The organism is Limisphaera ngatamarikiensis, assembly GCF_011044775.1.
Classification (GTDB): domain Bacteria; phylum Verrucomicrobiota; class Verrucomicrobiia; order Limisphaerales; family Limisphaeraceae; genus Limisphaera; species Limisphaera ngatamarikiensis.
The window spans coordinates 18,506-39,964 of sequence record NZ_JAAKYA010000085.1 but is presented as its reverse complement, the minus strand read 5'-3'; the positions used below and the strand labels follow the sequence as shown (position 1 = coordinate 39,964).

At 66.3% G+C, this 21,459-nt stretch carries 13 protein-coding genes; 6 read left to right on the top strand and 7 right to left on the bottom strand.

Annotation, left to right across the window (positions count from 1 at the left end; all coding sequences use genetic code 11):
• Positions 1-458 precede the first annotated feature (458 nt).
• The 4 genes from G4L39_RS13090 to G4L39_RS13075 all read left to right on the top strand — a co-directional run bounded on the left by G4L39_RS13090 (position 459) and on the right by G4L39_RS13075 (position 7,890).
• A complete protein-coding gene (locus G4L39_RS13090) occupies positions 459-4,607 on the top strand; it encodes a hypothetical protein (protein WP_165108812.1) in 4,149 nt (1,382 codons plus the stop codon).
• 98 nt (positions 4,608-4,705) lie between these two features.
• Entirely contained in the window at positions 4,706-5,872 is a 1,167-nt protein-coding gene (locus G4L39_RS13085; protein ID WP_165108810.1) for a cysteine desulfurase family protein, read from the top strand.
• A 193-nt stretch (positions 5,873-6,065) separates the two neighbouring features.
• Positions 6,066-7,181, top strand: a complete 1,116-nt coding sequence (gene dnaN / locus G4L39_RS13080; RefSeq protein WP_165108808.1) for a DNA polymerase III subunit beta — start codon at positions 6,066-6,068, stop codon at positions 7,179-7,181.
• A 34-nt stretch (positions 7,182-7,215) separates the two neighbouring features.
• Positions 7,216-7,890 carry a phosphopantothenoylcysteine decarboxylase domain-containing protein gene (locus G4L39_RS13075; RefSeq protein WP_165108806.1) on the top strand — a complete coding sequence of 225 codons (675 nt, stop codon included), beginning with the start codon at positions 7,216-7,218 and terminating at the stop codon, positions 7,888-7,890.
• Positions 7,891-8,057: 167 nt separating this feature from the next.
• Here the strand turns inward: G4L39_RS13075 and G4L39_RS13070 are convergent, their stop codons facing one another.
• The 5 genes from G4L39_RS13070 to G4L39_RS13050 form a co-directional block, all read right to left on the bottom strand.
• The gene (locus tag G4L39_RS13070; protein ID WP_165108804.1) at positions 8,058-9,611 is read right to left on the bottom strand and encodes a complex I subunit 4 family protein; all 1,554 of its coding nucleotides are present in this window, start codon (positions 9,609-9,611) and stop codon (positions 8,058-8,060) included.
• Entirely contained in the window at positions 9,608-11,671 is a 2,064-nt protein-coding gene (gene nuoL / locus G4L39_RS13065; RefSeq protein ID WP_165108802.1) for an NADH-quinone oxidoreductase subunit L, read from the bottom strand. The genes G4L39_RS13070 and nuoL overlap by 4 nt, the downstream gene beginning before the upstream one ends.
• A 35-nt stretch (positions 11,672-11,706) precedes the next feature.
• Entirely contained in the window at positions 11,707-12,018 is a 312-nt protein-coding gene (nuoK, locus tag G4L39_RS13060; protein WP_165108800.1) for an NADH-quinone oxidoreductase subunit NuoK, read from the bottom strand.
• Positions 12,015-12,554 (bottom strand): NADH-quinone oxidoreductase subunit J family protein, encoded by a 540-nt coding sequence (locus G4L39_RS13055; RefSeq protein ID WP_165108798.1) that lies wholly within the window; start codon positions 12,552-12,554, stop codon positions 12,015-12,017. Before G4L39_RS13055 ends, nuoK begins: the two co-directional genes overlap by 4 nt.
• Positions 12,555-12,964: 410 nt before the next feature.
• Complete coding sequence (locus G4L39_RS13050) at positions 12,965-13,771, bottom strand: 3-keto-alpha-glucoside-1,2-lyase-like domain-containing protein (protein ID WP_165108796.1); 807 nt, start codon at positions 13,769-13,771, stop codon at positions 12,965-12,967.
• Between the two features lie 259 nt (positions 13,772-14,030).
• Here G4L39_RS13050 and G4L39_RS13045 point away from each other — a divergent pair, with 259 nt between their 5' ends.
• Both G4L39_RS13045 and glmS read left to right on the top strand, forming a co-directional pair.
• Positions 14,031-14,663, top strand: a complete 633-nt coding sequence (locus G4L39_RS13045) for a D-glycero-alpha-D-manno-heptose-1,7-bisphosphate 7-phosphatase (RefSeq protein WP_165108794.1) — start codon at positions 14,031-14,033, stop codon at positions 14,661-14,663.
• Positions 14,664-14,685: 22 nt separating this feature from the next.
• Positions 14,686-16,545 (top strand): glutamine--fructose-6-phosphate transaminase (isomerizing), encoded by a 1,860-nt coding sequence (glmS, locus tag G4L39_RS13040; protein WP_165108792.1) that lies wholly within the window; start codon positions 14,686-14,688, stop codon positions 16,543-16,545.
• Between the two features lie 46 nt (positions 16,546-16,591).
• Here glmS and G4L39_RS13035 read toward each other — a convergent pair whose 3' ends face one another.
• Together G4L39_RS13035 and G4L39_RS13030 are read right to left on the bottom strand one after the other, a co-directional pair.
• Positions 16,592-17,509: an SDR family oxidoreductase gene (locus G4L39_RS13035; RefSeq protein WP_165108790.1), complete on the bottom strand. Its 918-nt coding sequence runs from the start codon at positions 17,507-17,509 to the stop codon at positions 16,592-16,594.
• Positions 17,510-18,600: 1,091 nt separating this feature from the next.
• Positions 18,601-19,962 carry a TolC family protein gene (locus tag G4L39_RS13030; RefSeq protein WP_165108788.1) on the bottom strand — a complete coding sequence of 454 codons (1,362 nt, stop codon included), beginning with the start codon at positions 19,960-19,962 and terminating at the stop codon, positions 18,601-18,603.
• Positions 19,963-21,459: the final 1,497 nt, after the last annotated feature.

Below are 21,459 nucleotides of genomic sequence, written 5' to 3'. Positions count from 1 at the left end.
CCCCCTGCCAAGTGCGCGGGTTGAAGTCGGCGGTGCCTGCCGTGATTGGCCCCCCTTGGCGACCCGCGACCCTCAACCAATCGGGCCCCTCGGGGCAACCGAACATCCAGCGCGGAAAATGGGCCCGTCCGCGGGCAATTGAATGGATTCGCCACCCCCTTGGCGGAACGCTTCACCGTGCGAGGGTTAAGGGCACGCTCCACGCCGGGCCGCTTCCTCAAGAGCCCAAAACCCCGTGTTCCCCATCGAATCCATTGTCACGCCTGACCCTTTCTGCTCATGTAGCCCGGCTAATGACCTGTCGGCCTTATGACCGGCCCGGCCGGCCATCCGGAGAAAGCCCTTGACCAACGCGGCCGTCCACCCACCTTCTCCGCATTGCCGCGCCCGGAGGAAGTGCGCGAGCGCGGTCGGTGGCGACTTGACGGTCCCGGCAGGCGGGTTCAGGGTGGGGTCGTATGAACAAGCCTTATCGGGTGCACGGCTTCGTTCTCCTCTTCCTCTGCGCAGGCGGTCTGCTTCGAGGACAAACCCCCGGGTCGGAATTGCCCCCTTGGGTGCCGGATTCGCTGAAACCATGGGTGCCATGGGTCCTGTACGGGCATGAGGACCGAACCGCTCCGCCCCGATGGGACCAGGGCGACGCACGGCGGCCGGTCTGGCCCGGCCACCTGGTACTGGAGGCCGACGACACCGGCGCGAGGTTCGTCCTGGAGGCACGGACATTTGCAGAGGACTGGGTGACCCTGCCCGGGGACGAAACGCTCTGGCCGCAGGAGGTCACCGGGAACGGAAAGCCCCTCCCCGTGTTGACGCGGGCCGGTCGCCCGGTGGTGCGCGTGCCTGCGGGGCTCTGGCGCATCGAGGGAAGATTTCTTTGGCGCGGCATTCCCCTGCGGATGCGTATGCCCGCGGAGGCGGGCACGCTCGAACTCACGGTCTCAGGGCAACCGGTGCCGGTGCCGCAATGGGACGCCGAAGGGTGGTTATGGTTCCGCCAGCCCCCGGCCCCGAAAACCGAGGAGGCGCAACCCGACTTTTTGTCAGCGGACTGGTTTGCCCTGCTGGAGGATGGGAACCCGCAGTGGCTTCGTGTGGAGGTGCAACTGTCCGTGGCGGGCCGGCCACGCGAGGAACGGGTCGGAACGGTGCTGCCCGAGGGTTGGTTGCTGGCGGCGGTCCGCAGCCCCCTGCCGGTGTTCGTGGAGGAGGGTCGGCTGCGTGTCCAGGTCCGGCCCGGCCAATGGACCGTGGAACTGGACGCCTTCCGTTACGGTCGCCAACCGGACCTTCGTTTCCCCGAGGGCGCCAGGGTGCCGGGCGCACCGGTGCTGATCGGATTGCAAAGTCGGCCGGAGTTCCGCGTGGTGGAACTGCGCGGCGGCGAACCGGTGGACGCTTCGCAAACCCGTTACCCGGAACGGTGGCGCGGGTGGCCGGTGTACCGGTGGGACATTCGCGAGCCCCTGCAGATTGTGGAACGTCAGAAGGGCGAAGGAACCGGACCGGTGGCGTCCCTGCAGATTCGGCGGACCTGGTGGTTGGACGAAGACGGTCGCGCCGTTACGTTTCAAGACCGCATTCAAGCACAGGGGCAAAAGCTCTGGCGCCTGGACGTGACCCCGGGAATCGAGTTGGGATCGGTCCGACTCCGCGGCGAGCCCCAACTGCTGACGCGACATCCGACGACCGGCCGGCCGGGGTTTGAGGTTCGCCTGCGCGATTTCGATGTGGAGGCGGTGGGCCGATTCCCCCTGGGCGCGCCCGTCCCGGGCGGGGGTTGGGAAATCACGGCCGAGCAGGTGGAAACCGTGTTGCATCTGCCGGTGGGCTGGAGTTTGCTCGCCGCATTCGGCCCGGACGAGGTGAAAGGGGATTGGTTGCGGCGTTGGACGCTGCTCGATCTGTTTGCCGTGCTGGTTTTGGCCCTGGCGGTGCAGCAACTGTTGGGTTGGCGGGCCGGTTTGCTCGCCCTGATCACGGCTGCGCTCATCTACCATGAGCCCATGGCACCCCACTGGAGTTGGTGGGGGGTCGTGCTGATTGCGGCATTGATCCGACTTGCGCGCACGCCCAGAGCTGCGCTCGCACTCGGCGGATTGTGGGTGCTGGCCAGCCTCGCGCTCGCCTTGTGTGCCGTGGTGTTTGCCGGACTGCAACTGCGCAAGGCCCTGCACCCCCAACTCGAGCCGCCCGAGGGCGTGGTCCAGCCGCTCGAGGGCCTGGTCCTCACGCTCTCAGCGGCAGAAGAAGCGAGGGATGCAGGCCCCACACCGACTCCGACGACACTGCCCCTCCTGGCACCGCCCTCGCCCCGCCGGCTCGCCGGGACCTTGGAGGCATCTGCCGCACAGGTACAATCCAAGGACCTTTCCGCCCGTTCCGACGCCAACCTGGCTTGGGACGCTTCCGCCAAAGTTCAGACGGGTCCGGGAATTCCCGAATGGCGGTGGCGCACCGCTTCGTGGCGGTGGAACGGGCCCGTGCGACCGGATCAGACCGTGCACCTGTGGCTCATTCCACCGTGGCTGGAACGAATGCTGTCGCTGGGTCGGGCATTGCTAAGCCTGGCTCTGGCATGGGTTCTGGTGCGGGCGGCCCGTCCCACCGCAGCTTCACCTTCCGGCCGGTCTGCACCGGCGGGTCCGAGCGGCCAGGTCGCAGCCGCGACCGCTGGTGCCGTGCTGCTGGTCTGCGGAAGCTGCCTTCCTGCCGGGGCGGAGGAGTTTCCTCCCCCGCAACTCCTGAATGAATTGCGTGATCGGCTGCTGGCAGCGCCGCCGGCGTTCCCGGGCGCGGCCGAGGTGCCCTGGGCCCGACTGCAAATCACCAACCAGAATCTGGTCCTCCGGGCGCGCATCGAAGCCGCGGCACGGTGTGCGGTGCCCGTACCGGCGCGCATGAACCAGTGGGCCCCTGCGCGCGTCTGGTTGGATGGCCAACCCACCGCCGCCCTCCGCCGCGAGGACGGTTCCCTCTGGATTGTGGCCGAGCCCGGAGTGCACGAAGTGCGGGTGGAGGGCCGGATGGCTCCGGTGGACGAGTGGGTCTGGTCCTTCCAGCTGCGTCCGCGTCGTGTGGAAGTGGTGGCGGATGGTTGGCAGGTCTCCGGGATCAACCCCGAAGGCGTACCTTCCGACCAAGTGTTTCTCCGCCGGGTCCGGTCGGGTACGGACCGCGCCGCGCGACTGCCCAATCCGGCCCTCTCCGGCAACTACGGCGAACAACCGCTCGCACCGGCCTTCCTGACCTTGCGCGAACTTGAACTCGGCCTGCGTTGGAAGGTCCGTACCACTGTGCAACGTCTTTCGCCGCCGGGCCGCGCGGTCGTGGTCCAGATTCCCCTGCTACCCGGGGAACAGATCCTCACCGGTGGCCTCACGACCCACGGCCAGCAAGTGGAGGCGCGGTTTGGACCCGGCCAGGTCCAGTTTGTTTGGGAAAGCGAGCTTACCGTGACGAATGACCTCTCGCTGCAGACCCGGACCAACGATGAGTGGGCCGAGGAATGGCGTCTCCGCGTGGGCCCGGTGTGGAACGTGAGTTTTGAAGGGTTGCCGCCCGTGTACGAGGCGGGGCCCATGTTGGTACCCGTGTGGCGCCCGTGGCCGGGCGAAGCAGTGCGGTTGCAGGTGCGCCGACCGGAAGCGGTACCGGGTTCCACCATGACCGTGGAATCCGTCACCCACCTCACCCGCGTGGGCCATCGGATGCGCACCACGGAATTGACCCTCGGCATCAACTCCAGCCTGGGTCAGGACTTTGTGCTGACGCTCCCGGAGCAGGCCGAATCGGTGGAAGTGCGCCGGGATGCCCGGTCGCTGCCCCTCCAAAAAATGGGCCGGAAGGTCACCATCCCGCTCGTGCCGGGTCGGCAATCGGTCCTGGTGAGTTGGAAGGAAGCCGTTCCCTTGGGGGCCCGGATCCGGCCCTCGCCAGTGCAGTTGCCGGTGGAATCGAGCAACGTGCAACAAACGGTTGAGTTGCCCAAAGACCGCTGGGTCCTGAGCACCCGCGGTCCCCGTTTGGGTCCGGCCGTGCAATACTGGTCGATGCTGGCGCTGGCTGCGGTTCTGGCCGTGCTGCTGAGTGCGCTGCGCGCGGGACCTCCCGGTCCGATCTCGTGGTTCCTCCTGTTGGTGGGGCTGACCCAGGCGCCCGTCTGGCTGGGCTGGCTGGTGGTCGCCTGGTTTGCCGCCCTGCAACTGCGCGGGTCCTGGGCCCTGCACGAGCAACGGTGGTGGTTGGCCGACCTGGCCCAGCTGATCCTGGTCGGACTGACCTTTTGCGCGGCCGTGGTCTTGTACCTGGCGGTTCGGGCCGGCTTATTGGGGGAGGTCCAGATGTTCGTGAGCGGAAACGGATCCTCCACCTGGACGCACCACTGGTTCACCGCCCGCAGTGGGCCGGATTTGCCCCGGCCAGAGTGCCTGGCGATCTCCCTTTGGTGGTACCGGCTCGCCATGCTGGCCTGGTCGCTCTGGCTTGCGCTGTCCCTCCTGCGCTGGCTGCGGTGGGCATGGAAACAGTTCACCACGGGTGGTTCCTGGGCCTGGCCGAAACTCGCCGCGAAACCGCCCAAACCGCCGCCGCCCCTTGCGGCCTGACCGGTGTGGCAGGCAACGGAACCAACGCGTCCTGTGAGCCCCGCAATTGCGGGAGCTTCTCGCGCCCGGCCGGTTCCGGGCTAAAATGAGAGCCGCGGATGCGAACCATCTATTGCGACTACAATGCGACCACACCCCTGGACCCGGGCGTGCGCGCTGCCATGGAGCCCTTCCTCACCGAGGTATGGGGCAATCCTTCCAGCCTGCATCGGATCGGTCGCCGCGCCCGTGCAGCCCTGGACGAGGCACGCGAACGCGCCGCCTCGGTCCTGGGCGTGAAACCGGGTGAGATCGTTTTTACCAGCGGCGGTACCGAGAGTGTAAACCTGGCCATTTTGGGCGCCGCCCGAGCCCGCAGGGAGAGGGGCCGCCATCTGATCACGAGCGCCATCGAGCATCACGCCGTGCTCCATGCGATGGAGTATCTGGAAAGGCGCGAGGGTTTCGAGGTCACCCGCCTGCCGGTCACCCCCGGGGGATTTGTGGATCCGGAGACACTGCGCCGGGCCATAAGGCCGGACACCGTTCTGGTATCCATCATGGCGGCCAACAACGAGATTGGCACCCTGCAACCCGTGCGCGAATTGGCCGCCGCCTGCCGCGAGCGCGGCGTGCTCTTCCACACGGATGCCGTCCAGTTCTTTGGAAAGGTGCCTTTCGAATCGGTCCGCGATCTCGGGGCGGACCTCGTCTCGCTCTGCGCGCACAAGTTTCACGGTCCCAAGGGAGCCGGGTTGCTTTACATCCGGTCGCCCCTCCAGATCGACCCCATCCTGTTCGGCGGTCCCCACGAAAACGAGCGCCGCGCAGGCACGGAAAACCTGGCCGCCATCGCCGGCCTCGTACGCGCGATGGAGCAGTTCTTAAAGCCTCCCGTGTTTGAGCCCGAACGCATGCGCCAGCTCACCTGCCGCCTTTTAAAGGGCCTTTTGCAGGTTCCCGGTGTCCACCTTCTCGGCTCCCCGGAGCGGCGGCTCCCCAACACCGTGGCAGTCGGGGTGGAGGGACTCGACAGCGCGACCCTGGTGGCTGCGCTGGACGTGGAGGGCGTCTGTGCGTCGGCAGGCTCGGCCTGCACCTCGGGTGCGCTGGAGCCCTCGCATGTCGCGGTGGCGCTCGGCGTTCCATCCGACATTGCGGCCGGCCTCGTACGCTTCTCCCTGGGACGCGAAACCACCGAGGCGGACGTGCACACCGTCATTGAGGTCTTTCAACGCGTAGTGCAGGTGGGCCGATCCTGTGGACAGCCGGCGGGTCGCTTGTGAACAACCTGCAAACACTGCGCACAGTTTCAGGTTGTCCAGGGAGGCAACACCCTGTCCACACAGTTATCCACAGTGGCCCGACCCCATGGCAGCCGCGCCCAACCTTGACACTCGCAAGGTTTCTGCCTTATTCACCGGGCCTAAGAATACGGCTCTCAAAAGTGCTGGGAATACCTATTAACCGGAGCAGCGCATGAACCTGACCATCGCCAAGGAGCACCTGCTGATCGGGCTCCACGCCGTTCAGAATGTCGCGGGCGGCCGCACCACACTTCCCGTGCTGCAAAACGTCCTGTTGCAGGCCGAGCCCGGTCAACTCCGGCTGACCGCCACGGACCTGGACATTCTGGTGTCCTGCACCGTGCCAGCCACGGTGGGCAGCCCCGGCGCCACCACCGTGCCCGCCCGTACCCTCCTGGGGATTGTGCGCGAGCTCAACGGGGTGGAACTGGAGGTCGAGGCGGACGAGCGTTTCATCTGCAGCCTGCGGACCGGACCCTCCTATTACCGGCTCCGGGGAATCAGTCCCGATGAGTTTCCCCCACAACCCGTCTTCCCGCAGGGCCGGGAGCTTGAGGTCCCGCGAGAAACCCTCGCCTCCATGCTGCGAAAGACCTCCTATGCGGTCTCCACCGACGAATCCCGTCACGTTCTCAACGGTGTCTGCTTCAGCATCAAGGAGGACAAGTTGACCTTGGTGGCCACCGACGGCCGGCGCCTGGCCCTCGTGGAGCATGAACTGGCCGTCCCGGAGGGTGTCGCTGCCGAGTTCATCCTCCCTTCCAAGACCGTGAACGAACTGGCGCGCCTCGTGCCCGGGCCGGGGCCGCTGAAGCTCCGGTTCAGCGAAAATCAGGCCGCCTTCGAATTCGCCGGGGAACAGGGCAGCCAGATCCTCATGGTCAGCAAGCTGGTGGATGGGAACTACCCGAACTACCGCCAGGTAATCCCCACGGAATCCCAGCACCGTGTCGCCCTCCCGCGCGAGGAATTGGTTCGTGCCCTGCGCCGCGCCGAGTTCATGACCAGCGAAAAGGCGAACTCGGTGAAGCTGACCTTCACCCGCAACAATCTGGCCATCACCGCCAACTCGCCCGACGTCGGAGAGGCCCGCGAAAGCCTCGCCGTCAACTACAACGGCAATGACTTTTCCATCGCATTCAACCCCCGCTACCTGATCGAACCGCTCAACGCACTGGACGAGTACGAGGAGGTCTTCCTGGAACTCACCGATGAGCTCAGCCCGGGCGTCATCAAGGTCAACGGCCCGTTCCTCTACGTGGTGATGCCCATGCGGATTGCCACATGAACAGGCCCTTGAATCCCGGGGCCCGGCCGCGCCCATGAACTGCCTGATCACCGCCGGCGCGACGTGCGAACCCGTGGACAGGGTCCGCGTCCTCACCAACGTCGCCACGGGCGAGCTGGGTCTGCGACTGGCAAAGGCCCTGCAAACCGCCGGGCACCGCGTGATTCTCCTCCTCAGCCGCACCGCCACGTCCACCCTCCCGGCCCGCGCCGACGTTGTCCAACGGTTCTCCACGACTGCAGAGCTGCAGGAGCGCCTTGAGGAATTCCGGACCGAGCCGGTTGGCGCGGTCTTCCATACTGCTGCCGTCAGCGATTTTCGTCCCGGCCGGATTTGGCACGGATCCGACCCTAGGGAGGGCAGGCTCGTCGAAGCCGGAAAAATCCCCAGCGACCTTCAACCGTTGTGGCTCGAACTTCTAGCCACGCCCAAGCTCATCCGTCACCTTCAGGAATGGTTCCCCCGGGCCTGGCGGGTCGGCTGGAAGTTTGTCGTGGACGGATCCCAAGCGGACGCCCTCGCGGCGGGCTGGAAACAGATCCAGCTCTCCAACACTCACGCCTGCGTGGTCAACGGACCCGCCTACGGCGATGGCTTTGCCCTGCTGGAGCCGGGTCGGCCTGTGGCCACCTTTCCCGACCGCGAGACCCTCGCGCAGGGCTTGGCCCGGCGATGCAGCGAATGGGAACGTTCCGGGCTCCATCCGTGAGCCGGCCGGTCCGGCGAGTGCAAGGGTTGCAGGCGATCCGTGCACAGAGCCCTCGGCAAGCACCGGGCGCTGCGCCACCAACGCCGGAGGACGAGCGTGGGCCGCTGTTCCTCGCGCGGTGACCGGGGTCACCGCCGCACCCGCGCGGCGGAGGGACCGTACATGGCTCAAACCCTGAGAAAACCCAGCAACTGCATCACACAAGGCTGCGTGAATTGCAGCAGCAGTTGCGGCCACAGACCGAGCAGCAACATCCCGGCCACCGGGAGCGCCAGGGCCCACCGTTCCCAGCCCACGGGCTCGCGCCACTCCCTGCACGCGGGTTGGACGGGCCCGTGAAACACCCGTTGCATCATCCGCAGCAGGAACACCGCCGTCACCAGTAAACCGGGCACGGCGAGCACCGCACCCCACGGCACCAGCGAAAACACACCCCGGAAAATCAGGAACTCACCCACAAACCCGTTCAAGCCGGGAAGGCCGAGCGACGCAAACGCCGAAATCCCCATCAAACCGCAAAACACCGGTGCCACCGCACGCAAACCACCGAACTCATCCAAACCGCGCCGGCCTCCACTGCCGGTTTCCAGAAGGCCCACGCACCAGAAAAGCGTCGCAGCCGTGAGCCCGTGGTTGAACATCTGCAGGATGACACCGTTCAGGGCAGCCCCCTGGTGCACCGCCGCGGTCTCCCCACTCCGCGCCGACCCCAACGCAAACACGGCCAGTAGACAATAACCCAGGTGGTTCACTGACGAGTAGGCCAGCATCCGCTTGAGGTCCCGCTGCGCCAGAGCAGCACAGGCGGAGGCGACGATCGTCCACACCGCCAGCCCCACCAGCCACGGCCACGCCTCCCGAAGCGGCTCCTGGAAAATCGGAAGGAACACGCGCACCAGCCCGTAAACGCCCATCTTGGACATCGCACCGGTCAGCAGCATGGTCACCGGTGTCGCAGCCTCGGTGTAGGTTGCCGGCAGCCAGGTGTGCAACGGCATCATCGGCACTTTCACCGCCAAACCCACCAGCACGGCGACCATCACCGCCAGGGCCAGCCCTGCAGCCGTTCCGCCCCAGCCGGCCCAGCGGTCCCACACCGCCGGCCAGAGAGAGCCCTCCCCTGCCATGCGCGCCAGATCGGGAAAGTTCAGCTGACCCGTGCCCAAAAGGACCACCAAAAAACCCAGCAACATCACCACGCTGCCCGCCAGGGTGAACAGGAAGAATTGCATCGAGGCCGCTTGCCGATGCGGTCCGCCCCACAACCGCACCAGGAAAAAGGCCGGAATCAGACTCAGTTCCCAGAACAGGAACCAGTGAACAAAGTTCAGCGCCGTGAAGGCGCCAAACAGCGTGGACACCAAACAGAGGATCAGGCCGTGGTACAGGTGCGTCCGTTCGTGAATCCCCGCGGAGGCAAACAGCGCCAGCCCGCTCACCACCACCGTCAACAACAACAATACCCACCCCAACCCGTCCACGCCGACGTAGTATTCCACGCCCAGCGTCGGCACCCAGACGTACCGTTCCACCGCCTGCAGCGTGCCGGACCGGAGATCCACCGAGGCGCCCAATCCCAACACCAGCGCGGCCGTCACCCCCCAGATCCCCAGGGCCGCCGCACGCACCGGGGCCGTCCCCGCCCGGCCCCACCCCATCAAAACCAGCCCGCCCAACAGCGGCACCAGCGTCAGACAGGTCAACCAGGGAAACCCGTTCATCGGCCCGACCCTCCCCAAACCCACCAACCAATCAACAACACCAACGCCGCCGCCATTAGCGCCAGCGAACGTTGGACCCGACCATTATGCCACAGCGACAGACGTCCGCCCTGCGACCGCAGACCGCCGCACGCAGCGTCGAAACCCGCATTGACGAGCCCCTCGTCCGTGGCCCGACTGAGACGGGCCACCAGCTCCGTCGCCAGCGCCAACATCTGTACCAAACCGTTCCAAACCCACCGGTCCATCCGATCCGACCACCGCGCCAGCGCGCGTACCCACGCAATCACCGTCGCCTCGTAGACTTCGTCCACCCAAAACTTGTCCCGCAACGCCGGATACAACCCCGCCGGCAAACGCATCAGAGGCTCTTCCACCTCGCCGGCCGCTTTTCGAGCCCGCCCGTACAGCCAGATCCCCAGGCCCATGCCCAACGCAACCCCCGCCACCGACAGACACGCCAGCTTCCAGACCTCACCCGACACCAGGCGCGTCCAGTCCAACGTCACCGCTTCGCCCGCCAGATAGCCCTGAATCCACGGCCAGGCGGGTGTCCCCACAAAGCCCAGTCCCACCGAAAACATTGCCAGCACCAGCAGCGGCACCGTCATCACGGGCGGGCTCTCGTGGACCGCTTCCGAACGTGCATGCCCGGCGCCCACCGCACCCCTTGGACCCTCCCCGCCAAACACCAAAACCACCTGACGCGTCATGTAAAACGCCGTCAAAAAGACCCCGGTCAGTCCCAACCAAAACGGTCCCGACGCGACCGGCCATGCGTGCGCCGCATGAAGGATCTCCTCCTTGCTCCAGAACCCGGAGAACAGGACCGGGAACCCTGCCAGCGCCAGCATCCCCACCATGTAGGTGGCGAACGTCACCGGCATCCAACGTCGCAGGCCGCCCATCCGCCGGATGTCCTGTTCCTCGTAACAACCGTGAATCACCGAACCGGCCCCCAGGAACAGCAGCGCCTTGAAAAACGCATGTGTGAGCAGGTGAAACATCCCCACCGCCACCCCGCCCGTGGCCAGGCCCAGCATCATGTAGCCCAGCTGCGAGATGGTGGAATAGGCCAGAATCCGCTTGATGTCGTTTTGAGCCACGGCCACCGACGCGGCAAACACCGCCGTGATCGAACCCACCCAGGCCATCACCGTCAGCGCCGCACCAGCCCCCTCCGCCACTCCGGCCGTCAACAGGGGATACACCCGCGCCATCAGGAACACCCCAGCCGCCACCATCGTCGCGGCATGAATCAGCGCACTGACGGGCGTGGGCCCCTCCATCGCATCCGGCAACCATACGTGCAACGGCAGCTGCCCGGATTTGCCCACCGCACCAATGAACAACAACAAACCGATCCACTGCGCCGCACTCCACCCCCACAAGGCCGTTTCCATCACCAACCGGTTCAGAGCCACCCCCTCCAAACACCCCCGGCCCCCGTCATAAAACAGTTGTGTCCCGGTCGAACCGTACAACCACACCAGCCCCAGCAGAAATGCCAGGTCCCCCACCCGCGTGGTAATGAACGCCTTCTTCGCCGCCGCAGCCGCCGCGGGCTTCTGAAACCAAAACCCGATCAGCAGATACGACGCCAGACCCACCAACTCCCAGCAAATGAACAGACCCAACAGACTGTTGGACATCACCAGCCCCAACATCGCCCCCGCAAACAACGACAGGAAACAGAAGAACCGGGTGAAATTTTCGTCCCGGGCCATGTACCCCACGCTGTACACAAAAATCAGGAGACCCACGCCCGAAACCATCACAAGCATGGACGCCGACAACGGATCCAACACCCACCCCAGCCACAACACACCGGCGTCGCCCGGCCCGAACCCAAACCAGGGAAACCGAACCGTCTGGCGGGCCGTCTCCCCATTCAGCGTTTGCAGGAAGCATCCCACGGACAGCAGAAGCGAAAGCGCCAGGCTCCCGATTGCCAGCGACGCCGAAAGCGCCCGCGCCCGCCGCGGCAACAGGGCCGTCACCCCCGCAGCCCCCAGCGGCAGAGCCGGAATCAGCCACATCCAATTGACCCAACCCTCCATGTCCTCACCCCTTTCCTGTCAGGGCCGTTCCTGCTCTATCCCCGCAGCCGATCCAGTTCATCCACGTGCGCCGTTCGATAGTGACGGTACACGGCAATCACCAAGGCCAGACCCACGGCCGCCTCGGCCGCCGCCACTGCGATCGCAAACAGCGCAAACACAAGACCGGAGCCGTCGCCGGCCCCGGCACCGTACCGCCAAAACGCCACAAAATTCAGATTGGCCGCGTTCAACATCAGCTCCACGCCGATCAACACCGCGACCGCATTCCGCCGGGTCAGCACCGCTGCCAGACCCGTCGCAAACAGCGCGGCACTCAACCACAAACAGCCGGTCAGTTGGCTCATCGCCTGGTCTCCTCACCCGAAGGGCCCGGGGCGTCCACTCCCTGGGCGTCCCCCTCCTCTTTCCACGCCAGCAACACGGCACCCATCAACGCCGCCGTCAACAACACCGCCAGCACCTGCAACGGAAACACCCAGCGCGTCACAAGGTCCCGACCCAAATCCGCCACCGTCACGGAGGGGGCGTCCCCCACACCACCCCGATCCGCAGCCGCCCAACCCGACCATCCCAGGACGCCCAACACGGCCAATGCCACCAAAGCCCCCACCCACCAGCGCGACGCGTGCACGCCGCCCACCGGCACTTCCCCGCCCCGCGTCAGCAACAACGCAAACACAATCAAAATCGCCACCGCACCCACATAAATCAGGATCTGCACAAACCCCAGGAACTCCGCCCCCAGCTGCAAATACACCGCTGCCACCCCGGCAAAAGAAACCGCCAGCGCCAGAACCGCATGCACCAGGTTCCGCAACCAGACAGCGGCCACCGCACCCGCCAGGGTGATCAGACCCGTCAACACAAACGTCAGGTCCATGTTCCCGTTTGTCCCTTTCTTGACCGGGCTTGCCCTTTCGAGAGGATCAGGACCGCGCCTCAGGCCACGGTCTCCGACCCTGCTTGAACGCCCCGAAAACGTGGGCGGCCCGGTGGTCCGTTTGTGGCGTGCCCGGCCGCCCTGTGACAACGCGACCCAGTATAGGAAGGCATTTCGGCCGAAAAAGCCCAAAACCAACCCCGGGCCGCGCATTCAACGGCGGTGACGACCCCGGGTTCCGGCACCTTCAGGCGCGGCACCCCAAGCCCCGGCCACCGGGGCAAGGTCGGTGTATCCACCCAAACTCGAATCCGGCGTCGTACGTTGCGCGCGCCCGTGCCAAGAACCTAGGGCCCCGGCCAACAACCCGGATTTCGAAAGCGGTCCATGAACCGCCCGCCCCGCCCGCTCTAAAACGACCGCGGGGGCGGACTGGCCGGACCCGTAACTGTGCGCCATTGCACGTTCCGAATCCCGGCAGCGGTCTGCCAGCAGGCGATTCCCAGCGGAATGCATTCCTCGATGTCGCCGGGGCGCACCGAAATGCGTCGCCCCTCGGTGTTCACGTTGACCACCTGCTCGTCGTCAATCCACGCCTCCAAACGGTTGGCAGTGACGCGCATCCGGATCCGATACCACCGCCCCTTCTCAAACCGCCGGAACGTGGTGGTCTCGTTTTCCGAAGCATCGTACCCGTCCAGGCTCGAAATGCCCACCAACCCGCCGCCCCAACCTCCCACAATCAAACTGCAATGCGAATTCCCCACCGGCACCGTCAACCCGCAGAAAAAGTCGGAGCCGGACAGCCGCGCCGCTTCCAGGGCGATCTCGTAGTTCATCCGCGGGAACTCGTTGGTGTGGCGGACACCGGTGAACGGGCTGCCCATGCCCATGACCAGCACACCGTCGCGCAACTCCACCGCGCCGCGGCCGGCGTAAGGAATCACCAGCCAACCCTTCCATGACCGGCAGTCCCACAGAACCTTCCAGTCTGTGCCGGGCCAGGCCGTGGGCGGTTGGGCCAGCGCACGCCGCAAGGTTTCGGTCACATCGGCAGGCAAAATCGGCTCGCCGGTCCCGATTTCCGCCGGGTCCGCAGATTCCGTTGACACCGGCGGCGGCTGGAACGAACCGGAGTCCGGGCCCCGACAAGCGGCCCCCGAGCAGACGATCCACCCCGCAAGGAGACCCGACCAGAAGATACGTCGCGCATTCATGGGCGTAGTGGTCCCGCCGTGCCGGGCTGCGGCTCTGATCCGAACCCATCCCGTTTCCGGACGTCCGCCGCGGCCGGCTCCGGCGTTTCTGACGCTTACTCTAACGGGCCCGGCCGGGCTGTCGAGCCCCACTCCACACGGGTTTGCGAGCAGGTTCCTGCCTGAGTTTCCCGGCCGGATCCGCCCCGGTCGCGCCGGCGGGTTGGCCCCGAAAAAAGTTCGCCTCCAAGCGGGGCATGTTGAACACTCCGGCCCCGAGATGGGCAAATCGGCGGTTTTTTTGGATCGCGATGGCACGATCATCGAGGAACGGCATTACCTGAGCCGGCCCGAGGAGGTGCGCCTTTTGCCGGGTGCAGGTGAAGCGCTGCAACGCCTGGCCCGGGCGGGGTACCTCCTGTTTCTGGTCACCAACCAATCCGGCGTCGGACGGGGCTACTTTACCTTGGCTGACGTTGAGCGCGTGCATGAACGGTTGATTGCTCTGCTGGCACCCCATGGAGTCTGTTTCGCGGAGGTTTACGTCGCACCCGAGGCCCCGGACCAACCCAGCCAGGGCCGGAAACCCTCACCCCACTTCCTGTTCCAGGCGCGCGACCGACACGGTGTCGACCTCGCCCGGAGTTACATGGTCGGAGACAAGCGGGCCGACCTGGAATGTGGCTGGAACGCCGGTGTGCAGGCATCTATTCTGGTGCTGACCGGGTACGGGGCCGACACACTGCGGACCCTGCCGGAGCCGGCCCCGGGACCTTTGTGGGTGGTTCAAGATTTGCCGGCAGCCGCCGATGCCATTCTGAGGGGGACCCGGGCCTGTCCCGGGCGAGGGAAAGGAGTTGGGCCGGCGGCAGGGGCGGACCGCGGGGGTGCCGCCGCCGACGCATCATCGTAAGTGGCAGCGGAAGGACGCCTGTATGTGCGGGATCGTGGGTTACGTGGGCCGGCGGGAAGCCGCGACCATTCTGTTGGACGGGCTCAAACGCCTGGAATATCGCGGCTACGACTCGGCCGGGATTTGCACGTTGGACGGCTCGGGGCTGCAACTGCGCAAGTGCGTGGGCCGCGTGGACGCCCTCATCGCGGCGGTGCGTGCCCGGCCGTTGCAGGGCACCCTGGGCATCAGCCACACCCGTTGGGCCACGCACGGCCTGCCCAGCGACGCCAACGCGCATCCCCACCTCGACCAGTCCGGCCGGCTGGTGATCGTCCACAACGGCATCATCGAAAACTACGCCGACCTCCGCCGACAACTGGTCGAATCCGGACACCAGTTCCAGTCCCAGACCGACACCGAGGTGCTGGCCCACCTCATCGGCCGGCACCTGGATGAACAAGTGCCCCGCGGCCAGCGGCCCACGGCCGAGCAGGTCGTCGCCGCCGTGCATCAGGCCACCCGGGAAGCCGAGGGCACTTACGCCATCGCCCTCCTGCATGCCGATCTGCCGGACTGTCTCGTGGGTGCCCGACGCGGTTCGCCGCTGGTGCTGGGACTGGGCCGGGGCGAGAATTTCCTCGCCAGCGACGTGTCCCCCATCCTGCCCCACACGCGGCGGGTCATTTACCTCCACGACGGTGACATCGTCCTTCTGCGCTCGGATTCCTACCGGCTGTGGGCCGGCGACCAGCCGGTGGAACGGCCCGTGGACACCGTGCAGTGGTCGGCCGAGGAGGCCGAACTGGGCGGGTTCCCCCACTACATGCTCAAGGAAATCCACGAGCAACCCGGTCGCGTCGCCGACGAACTCAGGCGGGTGCTGCGATCCGAGGAGGGCACCGTCGAGTTTGACTCCCTGGCACCGCACCTGGACGAACTGGCGAGCATGCGCCGGTTCATCCTGGTGGCCTGCGGCACCAGCTGGCATGCCGCCCTGGCCGGAGAGTATCTCATCGAAAACCTCGCCGGCCTTCCGGTGGAGGTGGAATGCGCCAGCGAGATGCGCTACCGCCAACGGCCCTTCGAGGAGGGCACACTCGTCATCGCCATTTCCCAGTCCGGCGAAACGGCCGACACCCTGGCCGCCACGCGGCTGGCCCGCCAGCAAAAGGTCCGCACCCTGGCCCTGGTCAACGTGGTGGGATCCACCCTCGCGCGCGAGGCTGATTGGACCCTTTACATGCGGGCGGGTCCGGAGATCGGCGTGGCGTCCACCAAGGCCTTCACCATGCAGCTGCTGCAGCTCACCCTCCTGGCGCTATGGTTGGGGCGACGGCGCGGCACGCTCAGCCGGAGCGAGGGTCGGCGCATCGCCCGCGCTCTCAAGGCCATCCCATCCCGGATGCAGCGGATCCTCGCCGCGGAGAGCCGGATCGTTCGCCTGGCCAAAAAGTACTACCGGTTCACCGACTTCCTTTACATGGGCCGGCAGTACAACTTCCCCATTGCCCTCGAGGGTGCCCTCAAGCTGAAGGAAATCTCCTACATCCACGCCGAGGGGTATCCGTCGGCCGAAATGAAGCACGGACCCATTGCCCTGATCTCGCCGGAGTTCCCCAGCGTGTTCGTGATCCCGCGCGACGCACTCTACGAGAAAAACCTCAGCAATCTTGAGGAAATCAAAGCCCGCAACGGTCCCATCATCGCCATCGCCACCGCCGGTGACCGGGAGATCCGCAAAAAGGTGGACGACGTCATCTATATCCCGCCCACCCTGGACTGTTTGCAACCGCTGTTGACGGTGCTGCCACTGCAATTGTTTGCCTACCACGTCGCCCTGTTGCGCGGATGCGACGTGGACAAACCACGCAACCTGGCCAAGAGCGTGACCGTGGAATAGCACCCCTGCCCGGCGGCGCAGATTGCTCGCACCGGCGCAACCTGCATCACACGCGTTCCGGCGCCTCGCCGGCCGGGCCGCCGGGCCACAAGCCCATCCGGCGCAGTTCAGCCTCGTACCCCTCGCGGTAGGTGGGATAACGCGGTTGCCAGCCGAGCTCCGCCTTGAGCCGCGCATTCGAGACCCGTTTGTCCCCCGCGCCGCGCCGCCGGCGCGGAAGGGTGCCCGCCGGGTGACCCGAACCCGCGCACCGGCCCAGACGCTCCGTCAGCCAGGCAAAAATCTCTCCCAGCCGGGCCGGCTCGTCATCCGCCACGTTGTATGTGCGCGTGGACGGCGCCCGTTCCAGGGCCAGGACGGCTGCCGAGACCACGTCGTCCCGGTGCACCTGGTTCACCCAACGTTGTGCTTCCCCGGCATCAAGCTCCGGTCCCTCGAGGAACCGGCGGAGGTAGTAACCGCGGCCCCACCCGTACATGCCCGAGATCCGTAGCACCAACACCGTTTCACACACCGTGCCCGCAGCCGCGATCCACATCAGCTCCGCCGCGCGAAGCAGCCGACCTTTCTCATCCCGGGGTTCGGCCGGGCTCTCTTCCGTGACCCATTCCCCGTCGGCTGCCGTGTAAACGCCGGTGCTGCTGGTATACAGCACCCGGCGAACCCGCAGGCGACCCAGATCCGCGATTGCCCCGCGGACCCCCGCCTCATAAACCGCCCGGTAATCGCCCGGGGTACCCGCGCCCGGCGCGGCGCAATAGACCACCGCATCCCAGTCGGTCGGCAACCCTGCGCACCACCCGGGCTGCGTCACGTCCGCATGAACGGGTCGAATCCCCGCCTGCAGAAGCGCCGCATCGCCGGCGATGGAACGTCGCACGCCCCAAACTTCCGCCCCGCGACGAACCAGTTCGCCCCCAAGTGCCGCACCCAGATACCCGCACCCCAGGATCAGTGTTCTCATGAGTCCCCGTATCATGGACTCGATTGGCCAATCGTGCCAGCGTCCACGGCCGGTTGCCCGAGAGCCACGGCCTGACTGCAGAACCCCTCTCCGACCCCATCCAGAGAAGGCGGAAACTGTCCCCTGCCTCTGCCAGGACGGGGAAACGTTCACCGGCAAAGCCCGCCTTCCCATACGCGTGGAACGCCGGCCAGTTTGTTCGCCCGCGGGCACGACCGTCAAAACGATCCGACCCCGCCCCACGGCCCGTGCATTGGCAGACGGATTAGGTTGCACCGGCGTCCCTGAGATCCCGCCCCGAAAGCTCATTCGCTTTGCGTGCACCCGCTTTTGGCCAAAGCAGCGGCCCGGGTCACGGGCGGAAACCCGGCAACCGGAAGGAAACTTTTTTACCCTCACCCCGTAATTGTCCCACCCCGGTTGTCACAATGGGCCGCATGAAATCGATGATCAATCGGCTCCGGATGCGATTCCTGCGGCCCCGACTGATCAAGCGCTGGGGCCGGGCGGAACTGGTGTGCTGGCCGGATGGCCGGCTCCGATTGCACGGTGGCAGCCCGGCTGATCGTCAGGCGGCCCTGGAATGGATCTCCCTCTTTGCCCACGAAACCATTCCGGTCAACACACCCGCGCCATGGCAGCAAATCCTCACGCAAAATCAGCCGGCCGCCGACCCGCCCCCCTCAACCAGCGCCGACCCGCTGACGCCAGTCCGGGAAAGTCACGCCAGACAACAAACCGGGCCCGGTCCAGCCAAGGCGCGTGGCCGTACGGTCCAATCCGTCCCCGGCGCGGTTGCTACCTCCCAGGACAGCTCGCGGCCGTCCCCGCGCCGCAGAGACCCGGCCATCTTGAGCCTCGCCTCTACCCGGGCGCCGCAGAAACGGTTCCAGGGCTCAAGACTCCGACAAGTTATGGCAACCCCCCGGCCACCGTGACGGCCCCAAAACCCGGGTGACGCGGCGTCTACGGCGCTCGACACGGTTTCACACCGTCCTCGCCCGCTTGCGCGGGTCCGACTCCCCCCAAACCGGCCTCGGCCAGGGAAAGTCGTCGTACCGCAGCCCAACCCAACCCTGAGTCCGAACCGCTCAGGGTTGCGACTCGGCTTCCATCACCGGCAAACCCACCGCGCGTTCCCATCGGGCCTGCGCCACCACACAGTCACGCAGCGCCTGCACGTGAATGGACCGCGCCTCGGTCAAGGCCGTTTGCGCGCTCAGCACGTCCAGTTGCGTGCCGGTGCCCGCCGCGTACCGGGCCTGCGCCAGACGCAACGCCTCCTCCGCCTCCTCCTGCACCTTTGCCGTGGAAGCCAAAACCTCATGCGCCTCCATCAACCGGGAATAGGCGGTGCGGACTTCCAGCTCAATTCGGCGGCGCAGATCCTCCAACTCCACCCGCACCCGTTCCTGTTTGGACCGGGCTTCCAGCACCCGACCCCGCGTTGACCCGCCATCAAAAAAGCTCCAGCGAACCTGCGCCCCCGCCAACCAGCCACCGATGCCCCGATCCAGTTCGTCCCGGAAGGTGGGACTGTGCACGTCGTAGCCGGCAAATACCTCCAGCGCCGGTTTGTAACCGGCCAGTGCCTGGCGCACCGCCTCGGCCTGCAGCGACTCTGCATGCCGCAGCATCGCCAGTTCGCTCCGCCGGTTCAGCGCCTGCTTCAAACCGGCGGCCAGGTCGGGCTTCGACTCCGGCGGTTGGAGGTGGTCAGCCGGTTCCAACGGCAGATCGTCAGAAAACTCCGACGGCACATCGAACCCCAGCAGTTGAGCCAGTTGTTGCCGGGCAATCCGCAGACTGTTCTGCGCCCGAATCAGCCGCGGCCGGGCATTCGCCAGCTCCACCTGCGCACGCAGCACGTTGAACCTCGGCACCGTGCCGGCCTCGAACCTCTGCCGGGTCTGACGCAGTTCCTCCTCCAGTAGCTGCACCGAAGCCTCGTGCACCCGCACCATTTCGGCAGCCAGCAACACGTCCGCATACGCGGTCCTCACCGCAAGCACGGTCTCGGCCACCGCCGTGTCATAAGCCGCCCGCGCCTGCTGTTCCGTCAACCGCGCCGAGCGCCAGGCCGACGTCAAACGTCCGCCCCCGTACACCGTTTGCACCAGCCGAATGCCCGCCGACCAATTGTCGTTCGGGATCTGGATGGGCAGCCCGGGCACGGGAAACTGTTCCACACCGCCCTGCTCCCGCACGGTGTACCCGGCGTTGCCTTCCAGACGGGGCAACGCCACCGCCCGCGTCTGAATGGCCACACCGGTTGCCGCCTCAAGATCCTGACGCGCCTTCCGCACCTCGGCATTCTGCGCCAGCGCCCAATTCAACGCCTCCGTCAACGTCAGCGGCCGACCCGCCCAGGGCACCGTCCGAGCCGGAACATCCGCCCCCCACACGCTCAGCGCCATCCAACCCGTTGCAACAATCCACCGAAACGTTTTCATGGCCCGACTCCTGCCGTGGTCCAGGCTGTTCACCTACCTGCACGCAACCGCGCTCATCCTGTGCCTGAGCCTTCAGACAGCGCAAGGTTACGCGACCGCATCCCTTGGGCGCCCCGAGGGCCGGACCCCGCCCGGAACAAATGGCCCGGGATCCCGCCCATTCGTCGCCCACCCGCGGTCCTCACGTTCCTCGCGAACCCACGCAACCTACATCCTCGTAGCCTCAAAATCGGTGGCTGACCAAACACCCGTCGCCGAACGCACCCGTGCGGCGGCTTCTCCCACGGCCATGGATCCCAAAGGTACGCAGCGCCATCCCCGGAGCCGCGAATCCTCGCAACACGGCCTGCCGCCAGAACTGCCAGGTTGCCGGTGATTCCAAGAGGATCCCGAGAGGCGGCGCTGCGTGCAGCGCAAGGTGCTCTCGGCGGCCCCGGAAGCTCTACCAGGCACAGGACGGTGCGAAGCTCCGGCCATGCAGGCGGACCCGGCTTCAGAATACCCACCCCTGGATTTTCCCGCTCTGGCCCTGCAGCCTGCTGCACAGGCACGGCCATCAACCTGCGGGTCATGAACCGGACCGGTGACTGGTGGCCACGGGGCGAGGGTGACCTGAAACGGGCCGGATCGCGCACGGGGACGAACGAAACAAACAGACCTCTTCTCCCCTCATCAGGTCGCAGAAAAAGCCGGTAAGCCACGCCACCTCGATGACCGGGGCCGCCGGGTGGCCTTCAAGCACCGGTCGAGATGAGTGGCAATCCTGATCCCCGGCCTTGCGGACTCCACGGCCCTGCTCAAAGCCAGCGAGCCATTGCCCACCCCGGTAGGGTCCTTGCAGTCGTCCACGGTCACTTGGCCCTACGCCTGGATGGTTTTCTCGGCCGTTCACTGCTGGATGCTTGATCAGGCCGAGCGCAACCCGGAGCTGTTGGCTCTTGCCGTGTTCGGATCCGCGGCCCTCCCCCGGTTCGGTGCCGGCCATCGTGCCGATCCGCCTCTGATCGTTGAGGACACCCCGGCCGATCCGGGGGAACGGGACCATCCCCGACCCGTCCTGGCCCTCCCTGTGCCGGTGGACCTTGTAATCGGAAGCCGCGCCGGCTGTGGAGCCATGGCTCCCACCGGTTCGCTCGCGCACGCCCTGGAGCGTGAGGTCCTGTGGAGTTGGCAATCGTTCCGCCCGAGTGTGCGCGCCGGCCCGACAAAAACCCGGCAGATGTGCAAGAGCACAACCCTCGTGGAAGACCCCGCGCCCCGAGCCACCTCGGTCGAAATCGACCCGTGCAGTAACGCATCGGGCATCGGAGGCTGCACCCGGGGAACATCCCGCTCTTTCGACTCCATCCGCGCACCGCCATTCGAACCCGCGCGGTCCCGGGCTTGCCACCTGCCGACCTTCGCGCCACTCTGGGGCGCGGTTGACTGCCCATCCTTGGCCCGCCCGCACCAAAAAAGGATGAGCATTTGGCAAGTCGGGCCAAGCATGCCGAGCCG

Bases quoted from the DNA above. Each gene is read 5' to 3' on its own strand.
- G4L39_RS13090 (WP_165108812.1), top strand. From the start codon at position 459: ATGAACAAGCCTTATCGGGTGCACGGCTTCGTTCTCCTCTTCCTCTGC.
- G4L39_RS13085 (WP_165108810.1), top strand. From the start codon at position 4,706: ATGCGAACCATCTATTGCGACTACAATGCGACCACACCCCTGGACCCG.
- dnaN (WP_165108808.1), top strand. From the start codon at position 6,066: ATGAACCTGACCATCGCCAAGGAGCACCTGCTGATCGGGCTCCACGCC.
- G4L39_RS13075 (WP_165108806.1), top strand. From the start codon at position 7,216: ATGAACTGCCTGATCACCGCCGGCGCGACGTGCGAACCCGTGGACAGG.
- G4L39_RS13070 (WP_165108804.1), bottom strand. From the start codon at position 9,611: ATGAACGGGTTTCCCTGGTTGACCTGTCTGACGCTGGTGCCGCTGTTG.
- nuoL (WP_165108802.1), bottom strand. From the start codon at position 11,671: ATGGAGGGTTGGGTCAATTGGATGTGGCTGATTCCGGCTCTGCCGCTG.
- nuoK (WP_165108800.1), bottom strand. From the start codon at position 12,018: ATGAGCCAACTGACCGGCTGTTTGTGGTTGAGTGCCGCGCTGTTTGCG.
- G4L39_RS13055 (WP_165108798.1), bottom strand. From the start codon at position 12,554: ATGGACCTGACGTTTGTGTTGACGGGTCTGATCACCCTGGCGGGTGCG.
- G4L39_RS13050 (WP_165108796.1), bottom strand. From the start codon at position 13,771: ATGAATGCGCGACGTATCTTCTGGTCGGGTCTCCTTGCGGGGTGGATC.
- G4L39_RS13045 (WP_165108794.1), top strand. From the start codon at position 14,031: ATGGGCAAATCGGCGGTTTTTTTGGATCGCGATGGCACGATCATCGAG.
- glmS (WP_165108792.1), top strand. From the start codon at position 14,686: ATGTGCGGGATCGTGGGTTACGTGGGCCGGCGGGAAGCCGCGACCATT.
- G4L39_RS13035 (WP_165108790.1), bottom strand. From the start codon at position 17,509: ATGAGAACACTGATCCTGGGGTGCGGGTATCTGGGTGCGGCACTTGGG.
- G4L39_RS13030 (WP_165108788.1), bottom strand. From the start codon at position 19,962: ATGAAAACGTTTCGGTGGATTGTTGCAACGGGTTGGATGGCGCTGAGC.